The organism is Cryomorphaceae bacterium (assembly GCA_007695365.1).
Classification (GTDB): Bacteria; Bacteroidota; Bacteroidia; order Flavobacteriales_D; family SKUL01; genus SKUL01.
This window is the reverse complement of sequence record REDV01000092.1, coordinates 115,293-130,342: the sequence shown is the minus strand read 5'-3', so window position 1 is coordinate 130,342 and position 15,050 is coordinate 115,293. Positions and strand designations below refer to the sequence as shown.

The following is a 15,050-nucleotide window of genomic DNA, read 5'->3' as shown; positions in this document are numbered from 1 at the left end:
CATTATTTTGGGGCGGCTCGACTATCATTTCTAGTCCGACGGACTACCAATCCATCAACTGGTCGCGAATTTCAAAAAGCTCCTCGCGGTTGTACTTGTTATTGGCGTCCATACACAGGGTCAACAAGTACTTGAGATTATCTTCAGGGCTGTACTCTTCGAGCAATGCGCCGGTATTTTCATTCTCTTCTTTCTCTTCCTCTTCTTCAACCACCTCCACATCAGAGAGAATGTTGAGTTCAAAACTTCCGTTTTCAGCTATGTGCTCTGATGTCAACCGTAGCACCTTTGTAACGGTAGGGTCTTCGCTCTCGATGAAAAATTTACGCAATTCCATCAGCAACTCGCTCACAGTTTCGGAGCCAGCGCCCTGCTGGTCTATTGTCTTAACGATTGTTTCGTAAACCTTCCCTGCTTTTGGGTTCAATTCCTTCATCATTCGGCATTTTTTGCAAATATAGGAGGATGTGGGTTTCTGACGTCTACTTTTTTTTCATGGCAAGCACTAGTGTGTCGGTTTTTACCTGTAAACGCATATTTCCGAACTCTACCATAGCCTTACCATCGGCAATAGCGGCAACGGTTCCCGTTGACTTGCCGCCCGGAAGTTTTACCCTATCGCCCACTTCAATGGGTTTTTTGGTGGCTTTCTTTTTTCGGGGTTTTTTCCCGCCCCCATCGTTTTTGGCTGCAGCTCTTACCTCTTTTTGCTTTCGTTTTTGACCGGCCTGAACAATTTGCTCCAGCAATTCCTTTCGGGTTGCACCGCGATTCCACTTTTCAAGCAGTTCTTCATATTTGCGGCCCGCTTCTAACAAGCGCGCGAATTCCTCTTTCTGCCTCGATGCCTTGAAGCTTCTGATTGACTCCCATTCGTTGTCCAGCCTTTCCAGCTCTTTCCGGAGAATATCTCGCTCAGCCTGTACCGCGCTTCGCTCGTGTTCCAGTTGCCGGAAATTTTCCTGCATATCCACCAGAAGCTTGTCTAAACGCACCCGACCTTTGTCTATCTTCTTGCGAGCAAGGTTCAATACCTTTTTATCGAGCCCTATTTTCTGAGCCACTTCAAATGTGTAAGAGCTACCAGGCGTATCCATCTTAAGGCGGTAGGTTGGATCAAGTGTCTCTTCGTTAAACAACATGGAAGCGTTTCGCAAACCGGGTATTTGCTGTGCAGCTACCTTTATATTACCAAAGTGCGTGGTGATAATACCCCACGGCTTAAACTCCATGAGGTGAATAAGGATTGACTCCGCGATGGCACCGCCTAGTTCCGGGTCGCTTCCCGTGCCAAATTCATCGAGTAGAATAAGGGTTCGCGAGTCGGCCACACGTAAAAAATGTTTGAGTTTTTTCAGCCTCGAACTGTAGGTGCTCAACTGTTGCTCAATAGACTGATCATCACCAATATCCACCAGCAACTGAGCAAACACCGGCAATTCGGAGTTTTCATCGGCCGGAATAAGCAGACCACTTTGGGTCATCAATTGAAGAAGTCCGGTGGTTTTGAGCGACACCGATTTACCGCCCGCATTGGGTCCACTGATAACCAGCATGGTCTGTTCGGGTAGCAATTCCAAATCGAGCGGTACGGTTTGCAGCTTGAGCGATTTGTTTTTCTGTTGAAGAACAGGGTGCACCGCCGAAATGAGCCTGAGACGTGAGCAATCTCGGTTCAACTTTGGCCGAACACAGTCATTGGCCCGAAACCACCTGGCCTTGGCCTCAAGCAAATCAAAGTGCGTAAGCAGATTGAAAAACTTAAGCAAAGTTGGTCGGTGCTGCGCGACTTCGCGTGTGAGCTGTTTTAAAATTCGGCGCTCCTCTTCTTTCTCTTTCTGCAGGGCGCCTGCCAGTTCATTGTTTACCCCCACCAATTCCGACGGTTCTACAAAAGCGGTATTGCCCGATTCCGAACTTCCGTGAATAATCCCCTCCAACTTGTGCTTATACTCGGCTACCACAGCAAGTACACGGCGGTCGTGGTACACAGATTCCGTGTATTCGCGCAGCCAGCCCAGTTTACGGTAACGTCTGACTAGCGTTTCAAAATGCTTATTGGCCTTTTTGCGCAACTCGTCAATTTGCCTCCGAATATTGGCCAACTCACGCGATGCCGATGACTTCACTCGTCCGTGCTCATTGAGAATTTGCCCCACCAGGTGAACCACCGTTTCATCGGGTTCAATGTCGTTCACCATCTCTTTCAGGCCGTCGCTATCTTCAAGCTTGCGCACCCCACGGATGAGCCCGGAAACCATCAATGACACCTCTGCCAGCAAAAGAAACTGACGACCTTCCAACACTGCTCCGGCTATTTTCAGCGTAGCAAGTTCTTTCTGTACTTCCAGGTAGTGAAACTCCGGAAAGGCCAGCGCATTGAATCGAATTGCATGAAACTCATCAGCCCTCTTGAGCGCGGTATTCACCTCGTTAAAATCAGCAGAGGGGCGAATGGCCAGGGCTTCCTCTCGCGAGGCGGCACCACCGCACATGGATGCGATTTGACGCAGAACTTCTTCGAACTCCAGTCGGTTGAGCGTATTGTCAGGATAAGAAATCACAGGTACATTTCAATGGGGTTCAGGAAAACCTGCAATATCAGGCTTAGCAACGAATATTAAGTGGGGAACAAAAAATTTGAACAAGAATGTAACATTCACCAGATGATTTCGTTTAGATGACTGTGTGTGGTTTTTGGTTGGTGATTTACCGCACAACCGTCGCTATGAAACGAGCAAAACGACCCAAGCATAGGTCTGAGCGAACAACGACGGAACCGGGCTGTGAGTTCTTCACGGCCCGGTTTTTTATTGGTTGGATGAGGAGTTTCTCCTGCGATTTGGGTTTTGGTTGTCACCCATTACCAGTGAATTCAAAATGGAAAGCAGCACGCTGAACAGCAAGGCCCACCAGAAATTGGCCACGGTAAATCCATCCACTATGAGATGTGTAAGCCAGATCATGGCCGCGTTGATGACAAATAGGAACAAGCCCAGCGTGACAATGGTTGCCGGAATGGTCAGAAAAATCAATACCGGACGGACAAATACGTTGAGTAACGACAGTACCAGTGCCACAACCAGTGCGTCTATAAAGTCTTTCACTTCAACACCGGGCAAAAGGTAGGCAAGCAGAAAAACCATGACGCTGCTTACAATCCAACGGATAAGAAAAGCCATAAGATAGTTTGATTGATTCAGCACGAAGTTAAGCTTTATCAGCAATCAAGCGGCATCTCTTCAAAGCTACGACTTCAAATATTGGGTAAATTCGCTGCGTTGAGCATCAAACTGTGTCAGATTTCGGGAGCATATCATGGAGTGATCTTGTAAGCCTTGCATATGGAGGATATATGCTGGTTATGATAGCCTTGGGGCTTTACATTCTGATGGAAAACCGCAATCCCTCCTCTACCATTGCCTATCTGCTCACACTTATTTTTCTTCCGGTAATCGGAGTGATTATCTACCTGGTTTTTGGCCAGAACTACAGAAAAAAGCGCATTTTCTCGAGGAAACTTGTTCGTGATAACATGCTCGTAACCCAATGGGAGCAACAAAATTTGCGAGAATTGAAGCGTTTGGGTGAACAAGGTCTTTTTGACTTACACCCGCTGTTGCGCATATCAAAAATGATGATGAACACCAGCAGTGCTGTGCTCACAAAACAAAATGAGGTGGATGTACTGACCAACGGCAACGAGGCTTTTCCTGCATTTCTCGAAGCCATGAAAAACGCCCGGCATCACATACATATTGATATGTATATCCTTGAGGAAGACGACATCGGCCACACCATCATTCAACTTCTTATCAATAAAGCCCGCGAGGGTGTTGAGGTTCGGCTTTCATACGACGCCGTGGGAAGCCGGTTATCGAAGCGAACCATCCGTGAATTGACACAAAACCGCGTGCGCGTGTACCCATTCATGCCGGTGCGTTTTCCTGCGCTCACAAGTAAAATCAACTATCGTAACCATCGAAAAATCATTGTGGTGGACGGCAACATTGGGTTTGTGGGCGGCATGAATCTGGCCGACCGCTATACCAATACAGGCAAGCAAGAAGGCTTTTGGAGGGATACCCACGCCCGCATCAAGGGTGAGGCCGTGTGGTCGTTGCAATTGCAGTTTATGCTCACATGGAGATTTGTAAGCGGTGAGGAATTGCTTGGAGACGCAGTTTACTTTCCCCAAAGCGAAATCTCAGGGAATCATCTGGTTCAAATCGTAGAGAGTGGGCCCGACACACCGTGGTCAAATATCATGAAAGGCATTTTTATGGCCATCTCTAACGCACGCCATTATGTGTTGATTCAAACACCGTATTTCATTCCGAATGAGGAAGTATTGCGTGCCATTGAGGGCGCTGCGCTGAGCGGTGTGCAGGTAAAAATCATGATACCCGCGAAAGGAGATTCAAGAATTGCGCAGGCAGCCACTTACAGTTACATCAGACCCATGCTCGAGGCGGGAGCTGAGGTATTTCTCTATCAATTGGGAATGCTACACGCCAAAACCCTGGTAATAGACGGGGCCATGTGCTGCATCGGAACGGCGAACATGGATTACCGCAGCTTTGATTTGAATTTTGAAATCAACGCATTTATCTACGATGTGGAAACTTCGGAGCGCCTTGCCAAGGATTTTGAAAATGATCTTGCTCACTGCCGGCAACTCGATCTCACCAGATGGAACAAACGTCGGCTGAGGAAACGGTTCTCAGAATCACTGGCGCGTATTTTCGCACCACTTCTCTAAAGAACACCTGAAGCCGGGTTGATTTGCCTTTTTAGCTTTGCAATATTCTCGCGCAGACCTCCAGAATACAATTGCTCAGCGGCCCGGGTATTCCATCGGATGTTTTCGAGGTAGCGCAGGTTTTGCTCAAGCCATTCTTCGTCAGAAAAGTGGCGAAGATCCAACCTTTCCCATTCGCGCCGCAGGTTTTCGCTCTCCTGAAAAAATTGCGATGTTGAGGCGTAGGCTGAATCGGCGTCCCTCAGAATCATGGCTGGTACATCTTCCGGCTTGAAATGTGGACGTGTTGAGAGAATGAGGCGCCGAACTTCAGTAAGCTGATCACCGGCGAGACTTCCACTAAGTATTTCGCTTGCCATATCTGCCCCAGCCTCCTCGTGATTGGCAGGATTTTTCAAGTAGCCAACATCGTGCAACCACGCCGCCAACCTGATTAATAACAACTGTGTTTGCTCCACTCCTTCGATGTGGCCAAGCTTGATCACTTCACCCTCCACAAACCGGGCATGCCCTGCATTGTGAAAGAGAATATTATCAAATTTTTGATTTTCAAACAAATCTGACACATAAACACTCACATCGCATAACAGCAATAACAGATCTGCCGACATTTCTTCATTCATGGAGCACGAAAGTAGAGAAATTTCTGTACCTTCAACTTACTCAAATACCAGGCGACATGGAAAAGACTACCACCATTGAGCTGATAGAAAAGGAAGCCATCCCTCAGCTCACGTTTCGTCACACTGAACCAGAGGTTCAAAATCCCCTTGAAATCCGACGTCAACTATCCATTGCACTGATCCTGGGCAACGCCCAAAAGCACAAAGTCAAGTTGGTTTTTGACTCCGACAGCGGTTTAAAGATGGTTCATACCACCATTTGGGAATTGGACGATGAGCACGTTGTACTCAAGCGCGGTGTTGCGATACCGGTTGACAGCATCTTAGAAGTCAATCTCCTTTAAAGGATTACAACCGGTTCGAAAAAATTTAACACCAAATGGAGTTGGCGCATATTAACCAATTGTTACCTTAGTCCTAACCAATCTGCGAGAATATGGCGATTAAAATTTTGGCAATAGGCCGTCAGGACAGCGCGTTAACGCAAATAGAACGGGCTCTCAAACTGAAAAAGTACCAGGTAACAGGCTGTTCATCTGATGAGGAGGCCTTGAAAAAAATCAAAGACCAGCACTACGATGCAGTACTTGTTGGTAGTGAGTTAAAACTGGAAACCAAGGCCATCATTAAACAGTTTTCCAAAGAGCAGCGGCCTGACATGCCGGTCATTGAGGTAAACGGTGTGTTGGACCATCTCGCTGACACCGTGCAGGAGGCCCTAAAAGACGCTACCACAAGCTAAAATTCATTTTTGTTACCATTAAACTTTGTACTCGCCTGAGAACAGTTGGTGGTTTCTGCGTATATTTGAACACCACGATGCCAGATAAAAAATGAAGAGAAGTAAGCTCGACCTTCACTGCGAAGTTTGTGATGCGCATAAAGACTCTGTCTTCGCAGGGATGTGCTCCCAGAAAATTTCCCAACTTGACGAAAAAAAGTCGTCGAGCTCCTATAAAAAAGGTCAAATGCTCTTTCACGAGGGTACACGCCCCATGGGCATATTTTGTATCAACAAAGGTAAAGTGAAGGTTTTTCGATTGGGCGGAGACGGAAAGGAGCAAATTATCAACATCCTCAAAGGCGGTGATATTCTGGGTTACAAAGCAATGCTAAGTGATGAACTGTACCCTGTGAGCGCCGAAACCCTTGAGGACTCGAATATCTGTTTTATTCCGAAAACCAACTTCTTAACCATATTAGAGGACTCACCCGATCTCTACCAGAGGCTGCTCAAAAAGGTTTGTCATGAAATGGGAGTCATGACCGAACACATGACCAATCTGGCTCAAAAGTCTGTTCGGGAGCGACTTGCACTTACGCTGGTCATGCTGAACGACACCTATGGTGTGGATGCCATGGACAATGGCAAAGTAATTATCAATCTTACGCGCGAGGATCTCGCAAACATTGTTGGAACAGCAACCGAAACGCTTATTCGTTTACTTCATGACTTTAAAGAAGAAAAGCTGGTAGCTACTGAAGGCCGAAGAATAAAAATTCTTGAGCCCAAACAACTTGCAGAGGTTGGGGGCATCGTTTAGCCCAAACCAATTGTGCGCGATTCTGATTGGGCAATTTGCTCAAAAAGTGATTTAAATCAGCAAAACAGCTGACAGGAGTCATAACATGGCTCCTTTTTTTGTATCTACTTTGTAGCGTCCCAAGATTTTTTTTTCCAATGAAAAGCATACTCGTACCTACTGATTTCTCTGATTGTGCAACTGCGGCCATTCGCACGGCAGCCGATATTGCCCGTAACACAGATGCGGAAATTCGCCTGCTGCACGTTTACGAGCGACCTATATACGGATTCGTGGATATGTCGGTTGACCATGAACAGAACCGAAAAATCAAAGCCGACCTTTGGGAGAAACTTCACGAAGCAGAGAAGCACCCAAGCCTGGAAGGTTTGGAGGTTAATTCAAGCCTGATGTGGGACAAGCCGGCCTGGGAGGCTATTGCCCATGAAGAATTCAAGGATCACGATCTGGTTGTGATGGGAACCCATGGCGCCAGTGGTTTCAAAGAAATGTTTATCGGCTCCAATGCTGAAAAGGCCGTGAGGTTGAGCAAAATTCCTGTGCTGACGATAAGCAAGCACGAAAAAACTTTCAGCCCCAAAAAGATCATATTTGCATCCAATTTTTATCGTGAAGTTGAATCTGTATTTGGCACCATCAAGAAGCTGGCCCATCAGTTTAATGCTGAGGTACACTTCCTTAAAATCAATACTCCAGGCAATTTTGAAGCTACCTGGTACAGCGAGCGCACCATGAAAGAGTTCGCTGAGCGGGTAGGTTTTAAAAACTACGTTCCCAACATATACAACGATGAGAATGTGGAGAAAGGAATCCTGAACTTTTGCAACTCAGCAGAGCCCGATATGGTGGCGATTGCAACCCACGGCCGTACAGGCTTGCTGCACCTGATTAATGGCAGCATTGCCGAAAGCGTGGTGAATCACTTTGATTTACCCGTACTCAGCATTCGGTTGGAAGAAGTTGAAAGCCCCACAGGAGTGATTTTCCCCTATTAAATCAGAAAGTCAAAATGAGCAGCAAAAAAATATTAGCGCTTTTAAGTGATGACGCTTCCTCTGCGTGCAGTGTTGACTTTGCATTTCGGTTACTCAATGACAACGAAGGACTGGTCGTTGCAACTTTTATCCCAGAACATACCGAAGATGCCGACCATCGAAAAGAAACGATCAGCACACTGGCAAATCGATACGAAAACCGCTCTGCTCGACTTGTGTTCAGACCGGGATTCGGAATGTCGATGGAGGAAGCATTGATAGAAGCACAATTTGCAGATATTGTCATTCTCGTTCCTGAGCTTCTGGAAAAACTCATTACACCCAACTCAGCTGAAGCAGCCATCACATCGCCCATCGTATTGGTACCGGGCCCTACAGAAAATGTGCAACGGGTACTTATTACCCACGATGGTAGTCGCGAGAGCGTACCACGTATCAAACAATTCTGCCAGATTCTAAGTGACACTTGCCAAAAAGCAGAGGTAACACTGGTTGAGTTTAATCACAACAGTGATCAATTTAATCTTCAAGAGGAAAAGTTACTCATTGAATATTTGCGTGGGCACTGTGCAGACCTAGGCGTTTTTAAGGTTGGTGAAGAATCACCAGAGCGTATTTTAGAGCTGATTGACTTCAAGAAAGACACGATTCTGGTATCCGGAACACTGGATATTTTAGGAAAATCGCTGCACCACATACCGTCCCTCACAAACCAACTGATTTACGGTGAGAAATCTCCTGGGTTCTTTGTATAACAGCAAGTTTGCCTTAGTCACACACCTCCTGCCCTGCCGTTCCAACCTTTTCGATTCGCGGACTCAGATAGGGTATATCAAGGTTCATTCCGCGTAAAATCAGCACCGCGCCCAGGGCGATGGCCACCAGCGGAACTACTTTTTTGCTGTGCCTTTGAAACCAGGGACCCACATAACTTCTCAACGACATCATCATCCACATGGCAGGCCACGTGCCGAGTCCGACCGCAGCCATCACAAGCGCACCCATATATGCCGAGCCCGACGCTATAGCACCGGCCAGCGCGATGTATATCAACCCACAAGGCAGCATACCATTCAAAGCACCAAGGAGTAAGGAAGACCCCGGTCCGCGATAACCAAAAACAGGACGAGCCATACGCCCGTAAAGCTTCACTGCGCCCGCGTTCCAACTGCTGGTGAGGCGCCAGTTGGGAATAAGCGAAGGAATAGCTAACAATACAATGATGGCGATACCAAGCATCAATGATACGCGCTGACCGCTTTCAAGAAAATTCACCGATGCTCCAAAAGCACCAAACAAGGCGCCCAGCAATGCATACATAGCAATGCGACCTGAGTTGTAAGACAACAAAGAGAAAAATCTGTTGCCCCGCGTGGGAACAGCCATGGCCAACGGACCACACATACCCACGCAATGAAGGCTGCCTGCCAGTCCGACCAGAAAAGCCCCGGTGAGTACCGCAGGCTCCATTACGGAATAAAAACTGGCTTCTCTATAAAGAATGATTTGCCCTCAAAAACACAATCTGCCTTGAAAACGTATTGCCCTCGTGAAAAGGCATCATGGCCAATTACCATGGCACCGCTTTCGTCCATTTCCCATTGAAATTTCCGGTCGAGACTTGAGTCTGAAGGTCGGAAAAAAATCAAATCACCCCTTGCTTCGCTCTCGCCAGGTGTTTGGTTGAACTGCACAAGAACTTGCCCGTCCTGAATCAGAACCTCTAGATCCAAACCACTTGAAAGGGCCATTTTGCGTTTGTCAATTTCACCCTGATAGGCGAGTTCTTGAGCGTAATAGTCAGGAGTAACCAGCTCAAACTCCACTCCTGTGGTGCGGTACACCAAATACAAAATGAACAGTGCAAAAGCGGTGTAACCAATGGCAATTTTCCATCCCCAATTCATGATCTCTCGTTTTATGGTCCTACAAAATTAGTGGAAGTGGTAGCTATCAGCTCACCATCTCTGTAGATACCGAGTTTCAATTTCATTTTTTTCGAGGTAATCTCATCGCGGGCAAAAACCAAAAACATGGAGCCTTCAGTCTTACCCTGACCCTCAATCTGCAACCGAGAGCCCACCATCCGAACCTCACCGGATTCGCCCATCAGGCGAAACTCAAGGTTCATGTCGCGACCGGTTTTGTTGATGATTTTATAGTTGTAGAGATTGCTAATGCGACCATCCCCTTCCTTGTGGAAAAGCATTCCCGGAGTGCGCAATACGGTTGCCGACACATCAGATCTTGAAATCAGCAGGAACGACATAAATCCCATAAGTACAACCAATACACCGGTGTATGCTATGGCTCTCACCGACCACTTAAAACCCATGTCGCGACTTTGAATGCCGGCTTCGGAGGCGTATCGAATCAAATCGGGTTCAAGCCCAACTTTTTCCATAACGTGGTTGCACGCGTCAATACAGGCCGTGCAGTTGATGCACTCGAGTTGCGTTCCGTTACGAATGTCAATACCTGTGGGGCAAACATCTACACACTGATGGCAATCAATGCAATCGCCTTTCCCCACGGCTCCCCTGTCCTCCTTGTTTCTCCATTTGGATCGCTGTTCGCCGCGCACGTAGTCATAGGCCACCACAATGCTCTGCTTGTCGAGCATTACACCTTGCAAACGGCCATAAGGACAAATGTTGGTGCAAACCTGTTCGCGCAAACGCGAAAACACGATGTAAAACGCACCGGTAAATATGAGCAAAGCGCCTAAGCCAACAAGGTGGTTCATTGGATTGCCCATTTGTATGGCGAGCAATTCTTCGGAACCGATGATGTAGGCCAAAAAGGTATTGGAAATGGCGAATGAAATGCCGAAGAAGATGGTGTGCTTCAATAATCGTTTCCAGATTTTCTCACCGTTCCAGGGCATATCGGCCAATTTCTTTTGCTGTTTCCAATCTCCCTCAATCCAGTACTCTATACGTCTGAAAACATGCTCCATGAAAATAGTTTGTGGACAAATCCATCCGCAAAAAATCCGGCCATAGACCACCGTAAACAGAATGATGAACACCACTCCGGTAATCATGGCCAGCCCGAAGAGGTAAAAATCCTGCGGCCAGAAAATTCGACCGAAAATCACAAACTTGCGTTCCAACACATTGATGAGCAGCAGTGGCTCGCCTCCAATCCTGAGCCAGGGGCCTGCAAAAAGCAATACGAGCAGCAGGTAACTCACATACTGACGGTAATTGGTGAGTTTACCAAAGGGCTTTTTGGGAAACATCCAAATCCGCTTTCCGTCTTTATCAACCGTTGAGATGCTGTCTCTGAACGATTCATCGCGATAAAAATCCTGTACTTCTGCCATATGCAAAAACCGGCCCTACGGGGCCGGCTCTATTTTTATTCTTCAGTTTCGCTTTCTGCTAAATCGTTGGTCTCTTCCTGATCGGGTTCATCCGGTATGGCATCTTCAGCCTCACCGTTTTCACCCTCTGCGTCATCCTCAACTTCCTCAGGCACATATAGCTCACCCTCGGGAGCCTTGGCATTGGGAGGGTTGGTTCCCTGGAAAGTGAGTAGATAACTAGCCACGTCCTGAATCTGTGTGGGCGAAAGCTGAGTTCTCCAGGCAATCATTCCCTTTGCAGGGACTCCGTACTTGATAACAGCGAAGATGTCGTTGATGGAACCTCCGTGAATCCAGTATTCATCAGCCATGTTGGGCCCTACACCACCTTCGCCATATTTACCATGGCAGGCTACACAGTTGTCGTTGTAAATTTTCTGCCCGTTCGCCAAACGCGAGGCATCATCAACAATCGTTACGTTTGATTCATCCACCTGGGCTTTGGCCAGTGCCATGTATGCGGCAATTTCAGCTTCGGCCTGCTCTACCGATTTATAGTATTCGGCAGACTGCAAATCTCCCGTTCCCAATACGTGATAATGCACAAGGTAAACCACTGCAAAGATGATGGTGATATACATCATCGCTACCCACCAGGGCGGCAACACGTTATCGAGTTCTTTGATGCCATCGTACTCATGGTCAGTAAGAACCTCGGCCTCGCGTTCTACTGGTACTGACTTGGTAAGCAGCCCCATGATTTTCTTCATCCACAGTGACTCCTGTTCTACAACCACAACTTCCTCCTCAACCTCAGGTTTGTCTTTTTCTTTGAGCGTTTCCACCATTTTGGCAAAAACACGCAACTGAACAATGATAATCACCACCAAGAACAGGTCAAAAACCAGTAGGAGCCAAAACGTTGTACTAAACTGCGAGAAAATTCCAACCACTGATGCATCAGGGCTGAGCGCATAGGTTTTGGACGACGCGAGCAGCATGAAGGCAAGTACACCGGCTGCTTTTTCTTTTTTACGGGGCTTCCAGAGTTTTTTGTTGGAAGCAAAACCACTGATGGCGCCATTTAAAACCAAAATAATCACCAGGAAAAGCACACCAAATCCGATAAGCAATCCGTAGAGAAAATCCTGATCCATGCCGCCGCCACCCTGAGCAAAAGCCGGCTGTGTGCCAAGCGCGAGCAAGGCCGCAATAAGAAGTGTTTTGTTCAATGCTGAATTATTCATGATGCATGCTTTTTTCGTCCTGATTTGATTCGTCAAAAGGAATCTGACTGAGTTGATCCATGCGCTCGCGGCGCTGAAATATCACGTAGAGGCTCAAGCCCACGAAAAACGTGAAGAAGATTACGAAGGCAATGATGGGGTATAGCGCGATACCGTCAATGCTTTCCATATGGCCTTTTACAAACTTGAGCATAGCTTAACGGTTTTCGGTAAGTTCATCTCCTGCATCTTGCACAAGGATGTCAGTCCCCAGTCGTTGCAGATAGGCAATAAGGGCAATGATTTCTTTGTTCGGAGCTACTTCAATATCGTTTTGGGCGAGATCGTCAACAATTTCCTGAGCCTGAGCCCAAAGGTCATCCATTGCTTTTTCATCATAGCCTTCGGGATAAGGAACACCAAGGGTTTGCATAGCCCGGATCTTATTGGGCGTTTTCGACACGTCCAGATCATCGGTTATAAGCCAGGGGTACAGGGGCATGATTGAGCCTGGCGACATAGATCGCGGATCCCACATATGGTGATAGTGCCATGCGTTGGGTTTGGCATTGATGTTTCCGGTTCCTGTTCGGTGAAGGTCCGGGCCGGTGCGCTTGGACCCCCATTGGAATGGGTGGTCATAAACGAACTCTCCCGCCTTGGAGTACTCGCCGTAACGTGCCACCTCATCGCGGAAAGGACGAATCATCTGCGAATGGCAATTGTAGCAACCTTCGCGGATGTATATGTCGCGTCCTTCAAGCTCGAGCGGTGTATAGGGCTGTACGCTGCTAATGGTGGGCACATTGGATTTCACAAGGAATGTAGGTACAATTTCAATCACCCCTCCGATGGCCACAGCAATCAGAGCCAGCACAAGCAGTTGAATGGGCTTGCGCTCAATCCATCGGTGAACGCCTTCACCTTTGATTACAACGTTTTTCTCAAGAGCAGGTGCTTCAGCGTCTTCATTCTTCAGGAAATTCCCTCCGCGTGCTGTTTTCACGAGGTTAACAACCCCAACGATGGCACCGGTGAGGTAAAGTAAACCTCCAAAGGCACGCAAGGCATACATCGGAATGATTTGGGTAACGGTCTCAAGGAAGTTGGGGTAAGCCAACATACCTTCTCTCGTAAACTCTTTCCACATCAAACTTTGGGTAAATCCGGCCCAGTATAGCGGAAGAGCGTAGAACAAAATACCGAGTGTTCCTATCCAGAAGTGAATATTGGCAAGTTTGATGGAGTGTAGTTTGGTGCGGTACATTACCGGAATGAGCCAGTAAAGCATACCAAAGGTGAGGAATCCATTCCAGCCAAGACCGCCGATATGCACGTGTGCTATGGTCCAGTCGGTGTAGTGCGAAATGGCGTTTACTGTTTTCAGCGACATCATGGGCCCTTCAAAGGTGCTCATACCATACGCCGTTACTGCCACAACCATGAACTTGAGTACAGGTTCTTCGCGCACCCTGTCCCAGGCACCACGCAATGTTAGCAGACCGTTTAGCATACCTCCCCAAGACGGAGCGATGAGCATTACGGAGAAAACCACCCCGAGCGACTGCGCCCAATCGGGTAGCGCTGTGTAGAGCAAGTGGTGAGGGCCCGCCCAGATGTAGAGGAAAATCAGCGCCCAGAAGTGAATGATTGAAAGTCGGTAAGAATAAACAGGCCGGTTGGCTGCCTTGGGGATGAAGTAGTACATCAATCCGAGGTACGGCGTGGTAAGGAAGAAGGCTACAGCGTTGTGTCCGTACCACCACTGAACAAGTGCGTCTTGCACACCTGCATACCAGGAGTAGCTTTTGAAAAGTCCAACGGGAAGCGCAAAGCTGTTCACAATGTGAAGCATGGCTACCGTAATGAATGTAGCAATGTAGAACCAGATAGCCACGTAGAGGTGGCGCACCCTACGCTTGAGGATGGTCCCGAACATATTCACACCAAACACCACCCAGATGAGCGCGATGGCTATGTCAATGGGCCACTCCAATTCAGCATATTCCTTTCCCTGGGTAATACCTAAGGGAAGGGTAATCAGGGCACTCACAATGATGAGCTGCCAACCCCAGAAGTTGATGTTACTGAGCGCATCGCTGAACATTCGCGCTTTGCACAGGCGCTGCAATGAGTAGTACACCCCGGCATAAATACCGTTACCCACAAAGGCAAAGATCACCGCATTGGTGTGCAAGGGGCGAATCCTACCAAACGACAGGAAACTGAGGTTTGCCGTAATCTGGGGGAAAACAAACTGCAGCGCCACAATGAGGCCCACGGTCATACCGGCAATTCCCCAAATCATGGTTGCGATGCTAAACTTCCTGACAATCTCATTGTCGTAAGAAAACTTCTGTAGTTCCATTATTGCGATTTTGAATCTGTAGATTTTTGCTTGTCTTTTGGCGCTACTTTTTTCTCGTCGTCGAAAAGGATTCGAACGCTGTTTGCGTAGTCGTCGTCGTACTGCCCGGTGGAGGTAGCCCACAGGAAGGCTCCCAGAAATAATACTGCTACGAGAAGACTTGCTGCGATAAGGAGAAAAATGGCGCTCATATACTTTTAATCACGGTACAAAAAAGCAGCA

At 47.6% G+C, this 15,050-nt stretch carries 17 protein-coding genes; 6 read left to right on the top strand and 11 right to left on the bottom strand.

Translation table 11 applies throughout. The annotated features are described in order from the left end of the window. Positions 1 to 43: 43 nt before the first annotated feature. From EA392_09360 to EA392_09350, 3 genes are all read right to left on the bottom strand, one after another. A complete protein-coding gene (locus EA392_09360) occupies positions 44 to 439 on the bottom strand; it encodes a hypothetical protein (GenBank protein TVR38671.1) in 396 nt (131 codons plus the stop codon). A 43-nt stretch (positions 440 to 482) separates the two neighbouring features. Beyond that, complete coding sequence (locus tag EA392_09355) at positions 483 to 2,564, bottom strand: hypothetical protein (GenBank protein TVR38670.1); 2,082 nt, start codon at positions 2,562 to 2,564, stop codon at positions 483 to 485. 246 nt (positions 2,565 to 2,810) lie between these two features. Beyond that, entirely contained in the window at positions 2,811 to 3,182 is a 372-nt protein-coding gene (locus tag EA392_09350) for a phage holin family protein (protein TVR38722.1), read from the bottom strand. Positions 3,183 to 3,355: 173 nt separating this feature from the next. Here EA392_09350 and cls point away from each other — a divergent pair, with 173 nt between their 5' ends. Then, positions 3,356 to 4,762, top strand: a complete 1,407-nt coding sequence (gene cls / locus EA392_09345) for a cardiolipin synthase (GenBank protein ID TVR38669.1) — start codon at positions 3,356 to 3,358, stop codon at positions 4,760 to 4,762. Here the strand turns inward: cls and EA392_09340 are convergent. Next, positions 4,759 to 5,385, bottom strand: a complete 627-nt coding sequence (locus EA392_09340; protein TVR38668.1) for an HD domain-containing protein — start codon at positions 5,383 to 5,385, stop codon at positions 4,759 to 4,761. The genes cls and EA392_09340 overlap by 4 nt on opposite strands. A 56-nt stretch (positions 5,386 to 5,441) precedes the next feature. Between EA392_09340 and EA392_09335 the strand changes: the two genes are divergently transcribed. The 5 genes from EA392_09335 to EA392_09315 all read left to right on the top strand — a co-directional run bounded on the left by EA392_09335 (position 5,442) and on the right by EA392_09315 (position 8,679). Next, positions 5,442 to 5,729 carry a hypothetical protein gene (locus tag EA392_09335; GenBank protein TVR38667.1) on the top strand — a complete coding sequence of 96 codons (288 nt, stop codon included), beginning with the start codon at positions 5,442 to 5,444 and terminating at the stop codon, positions 5,727 to 5,729. A gap of 92 nt (positions 5,730 to 5,821) precedes the next feature. Continuing rightward, entirely contained in the window at positions 5,822 to 6,127 is a 306-nt protein-coding gene (locus EA392_09330) for a hypothetical protein (GenBank protein ID TVR38666.1), read from the top strand. 91 nt (positions 6,128 to 6,218) lie between these two features. After that, the gene (locus EA392_09325; GenBank protein TVR38665.1) at positions 6,219 to 6,929 is read left to right on the top strand and encodes a Crp/Fnr family transcriptional regulator; all 711 of its coding nucleotides are present in this window, start codon (positions 6,219 to 6,221) and stop codon (positions 6,927 to 6,929) included. A gap of 137 nt (positions 6,930 to 7,066) precedes the next feature. Beyond that, on the top strand, positions 7,067 to 7,924 hold the full coding sequence (locus tag EA392_09320; protein ID TVR38664.1) for a universal stress protein: 858 nt from the start codon (positions 7,067 to 7,069) through the stop codon (positions 7,922 to 7,924). A 14-nt stretch (positions 7,925 to 7,938) separates the two neighbouring features. Further along, entirely contained in the window at positions 7,939 to 8,679 is a 741-nt protein-coding gene (locus tag EA392_09315; GenBank protein ID TVR38663.1) for a hypothetical protein, read from the top strand. A gap of 13 nt (positions 8,680 to 8,692) precedes the next feature. Here the strand turns inward: EA392_09315 and EA392_09310 are convergent, their stop codons facing one another. The 7 genes from EA392_09310 to ccoS are packed head-to-tail and all read right to left on the bottom strand — an operon-like array spanning position 8,693 to position 15,019. Further along, the gene (locus tag EA392_09310) at positions 8,693 to 9,394 is read right to left on the bottom strand and encodes a sulfite exporter TauE/SafE family protein (GenBank protein ID TVR38662.1); all 702 of its coding nucleotides are present in this window, start codon (positions 9,392 to 9,394) and stop codon (positions 8,693 to 8,695) included. Continuing rightward, on the bottom strand, positions 9,394 to 9,831 hold the full coding sequence (locus EA392_09305) for a hypothetical protein (GenBank protein ID TVR38661.1): 438 nt from the start codon (positions 9,829 to 9,831) through the stop codon (positions 9,394 to 9,396). The genes EA392_09310 and EA392_09305 overlap by 1 nt, the downstream gene beginning before the upstream one ends. Positions 9,832 to 9,842: 11 nt before the next feature. Further along, positions 9,843 to 11,252: a cytochrome c oxidase accessory protein CcoG gene (ccoG, locus tag EA392_09300; GenBank protein ID TVR38660.1), complete on the bottom strand. Its 1,410-nt coding sequence runs from the start codon at positions 11,250 to 11,252 to the stop codon at positions 9,843 to 9,845. Between the two features lie 35 nt (positions 11,253 to 11,287). Further along, positions 11,288 to 12,481 carry a cytochrome C oxidase subunit III gene (locus EA392_09295; protein ID TVR38659.1) on the bottom strand — a complete coding sequence of 398 codons (1,194 nt, stop codon included), beginning with the start codon at positions 12,479 to 12,481 and terminating at the stop codon, positions 11,288 to 11,290. Continuing rightward, complete coding sequence (locus EA392_09290) at positions 12,474 to 12,674, bottom strand: CcoQ/FixQ family Cbb3-type cytochrome c oxidase assembly chaperone (protein TVR38658.1); 201 nt, start codon at positions 12,672 to 12,674, stop codon at positions 12,474 to 12,476. Before EA392_09290 ends, EA392_09295 begins: the two co-directional genes overlap by 8 nt. 3 nt (positions 12,675 to 12,677) lie before the next feature. After that, complete coding sequence (ccoN, locus tag EA392_09285; protein ID TVR38657.1) at positions 12,678 to 14,828, bottom strand: cytochrome-c oxidase, cbb3-type subunit I; 2,151 nt, start codon at positions 14,826 to 14,828, stop codon at positions 12,678 to 12,680. Then, complete coding sequence (ccoS, locus tag EA392_09280; protein ID TVR38656.1) at positions 14,828 to 15,019, bottom strand: cbb3-type cytochrome oxidase assembly protein CcoS; 192 nt, start codon at positions 15,017 to 15,019, stop codon at positions 14,828 to 14,830. The genes ccoN and ccoS overlap by 1 nt, the downstream gene beginning before the upstream one ends. Positions 15,020 to 15,050: the final 31 nt, after the last annotated feature.

Excerpts from the sequence above, each read along its gene's own strand:
- EA392_09360 (TVR38671.1), bottom strand. The coding sequence starts at position 439 with ATGATGAAGGAATTGAACCCAAAAGCAGGGAAGGTTTACGAAACAATC.
- EA392_09350 (TVR38722.1), bottom strand. The coding sequence starts at position 3,182 with ATGGCTTTTCTTATCCGTTGGATTGTAAGCAGCGTCATGGTTTTTCTG.
- cls (TVR38669.1), top strand. The coding sequence starts at position 3,356 with ATGCTGGTTATGATAGCCTTGGGGCTTTACATTCTGATGGAAAACCGC.
- EA392_09340 (TVR38668.1), bottom strand. The coding sequence starts at position 5,385 with ATGAATGAAGAAATGTCGGCAGATCTGTTATTGCTGTTATGCGATGTG.
- EA392_09335 (TVR38667.1), top strand. The coding sequence starts at position 5,442 with ATGGAAAAGACTACCACCATTGAGCTGATAGAAAAGGAAGCCATCCCT.
- EA392_09330 (TVR38666.1), top strand. The coding sequence starts at position 5,822 with ATGGCGATTAAAATTTTGGCAATAGGCCGTCAGGACAGCGCGTTAACG.
- EA392_09325 (TVR38665.1), top strand. The coding sequence starts at position 6,219 with ATGAAGAGAAGTAAGCTCGACCTTCACTGCGAAGTTTGTGATGCGCAT.
- EA392_09320 (TVR38664.1), top strand. The coding sequence starts at position 7,067 with ATGAAAAGCATACTCGTACCTACTGATTTCTCTGATTGTGCAACTGCG.
- EA392_09315 (TVR38663.1), top strand. The coding sequence starts at position 7,939 with ATGAGCAGCAAAAAAATATTAGCGCTTTTAAGTGATGACGCTTCCTCT.
- EA392_09310 (TVR38662.1), bottom strand. The coding sequence starts at position 9,394 with ATGGAGCCTGCGGTACTCACCGGGGCTTTTCTGGTCGGACTGGCAGGC.
- EA392_09305 (TVR38661.1), bottom strand. The coding sequence starts at position 9,831 with ATGAATTGGGGATGGAAAATTGCCATTGGTTACACCGCTTTTGCACTG.
- ccoG (TVR38660.1), bottom strand. The coding sequence starts at position 11,252 with ATGGCAGAAGTACAGGATTTTTATCGCGATGAATCGTTCAGAGACAGC.
- EA392_09295 (TVR38659.1), bottom strand. The coding sequence starts at position 12,481 with ATGAATAATTCAGCATTGAACAAAACACTTCTTATTGCGGCCTTGCTC.
- EA392_09290 (TVR38658.1), bottom strand. The coding sequence starts at position 12,674 with ATGCTCAAGTTTGTAAAAGGCCATATGGAAAGCATTGACGGTATCGCG.
- ccoN (TVR38657.1), bottom strand. The coding sequence starts at position 14,828 with ATGGAACTACAGAAGTTTTCTTACGACAATGAGATTGTCAGGAAGTTT.
- ccoS (TVR38656.1), bottom strand. The coding sequence starts at position 15,019 with ATGAGCGCCATTTTTCTCCTTATCGCAGCAAGTCTTCTCGTAGCAGTA.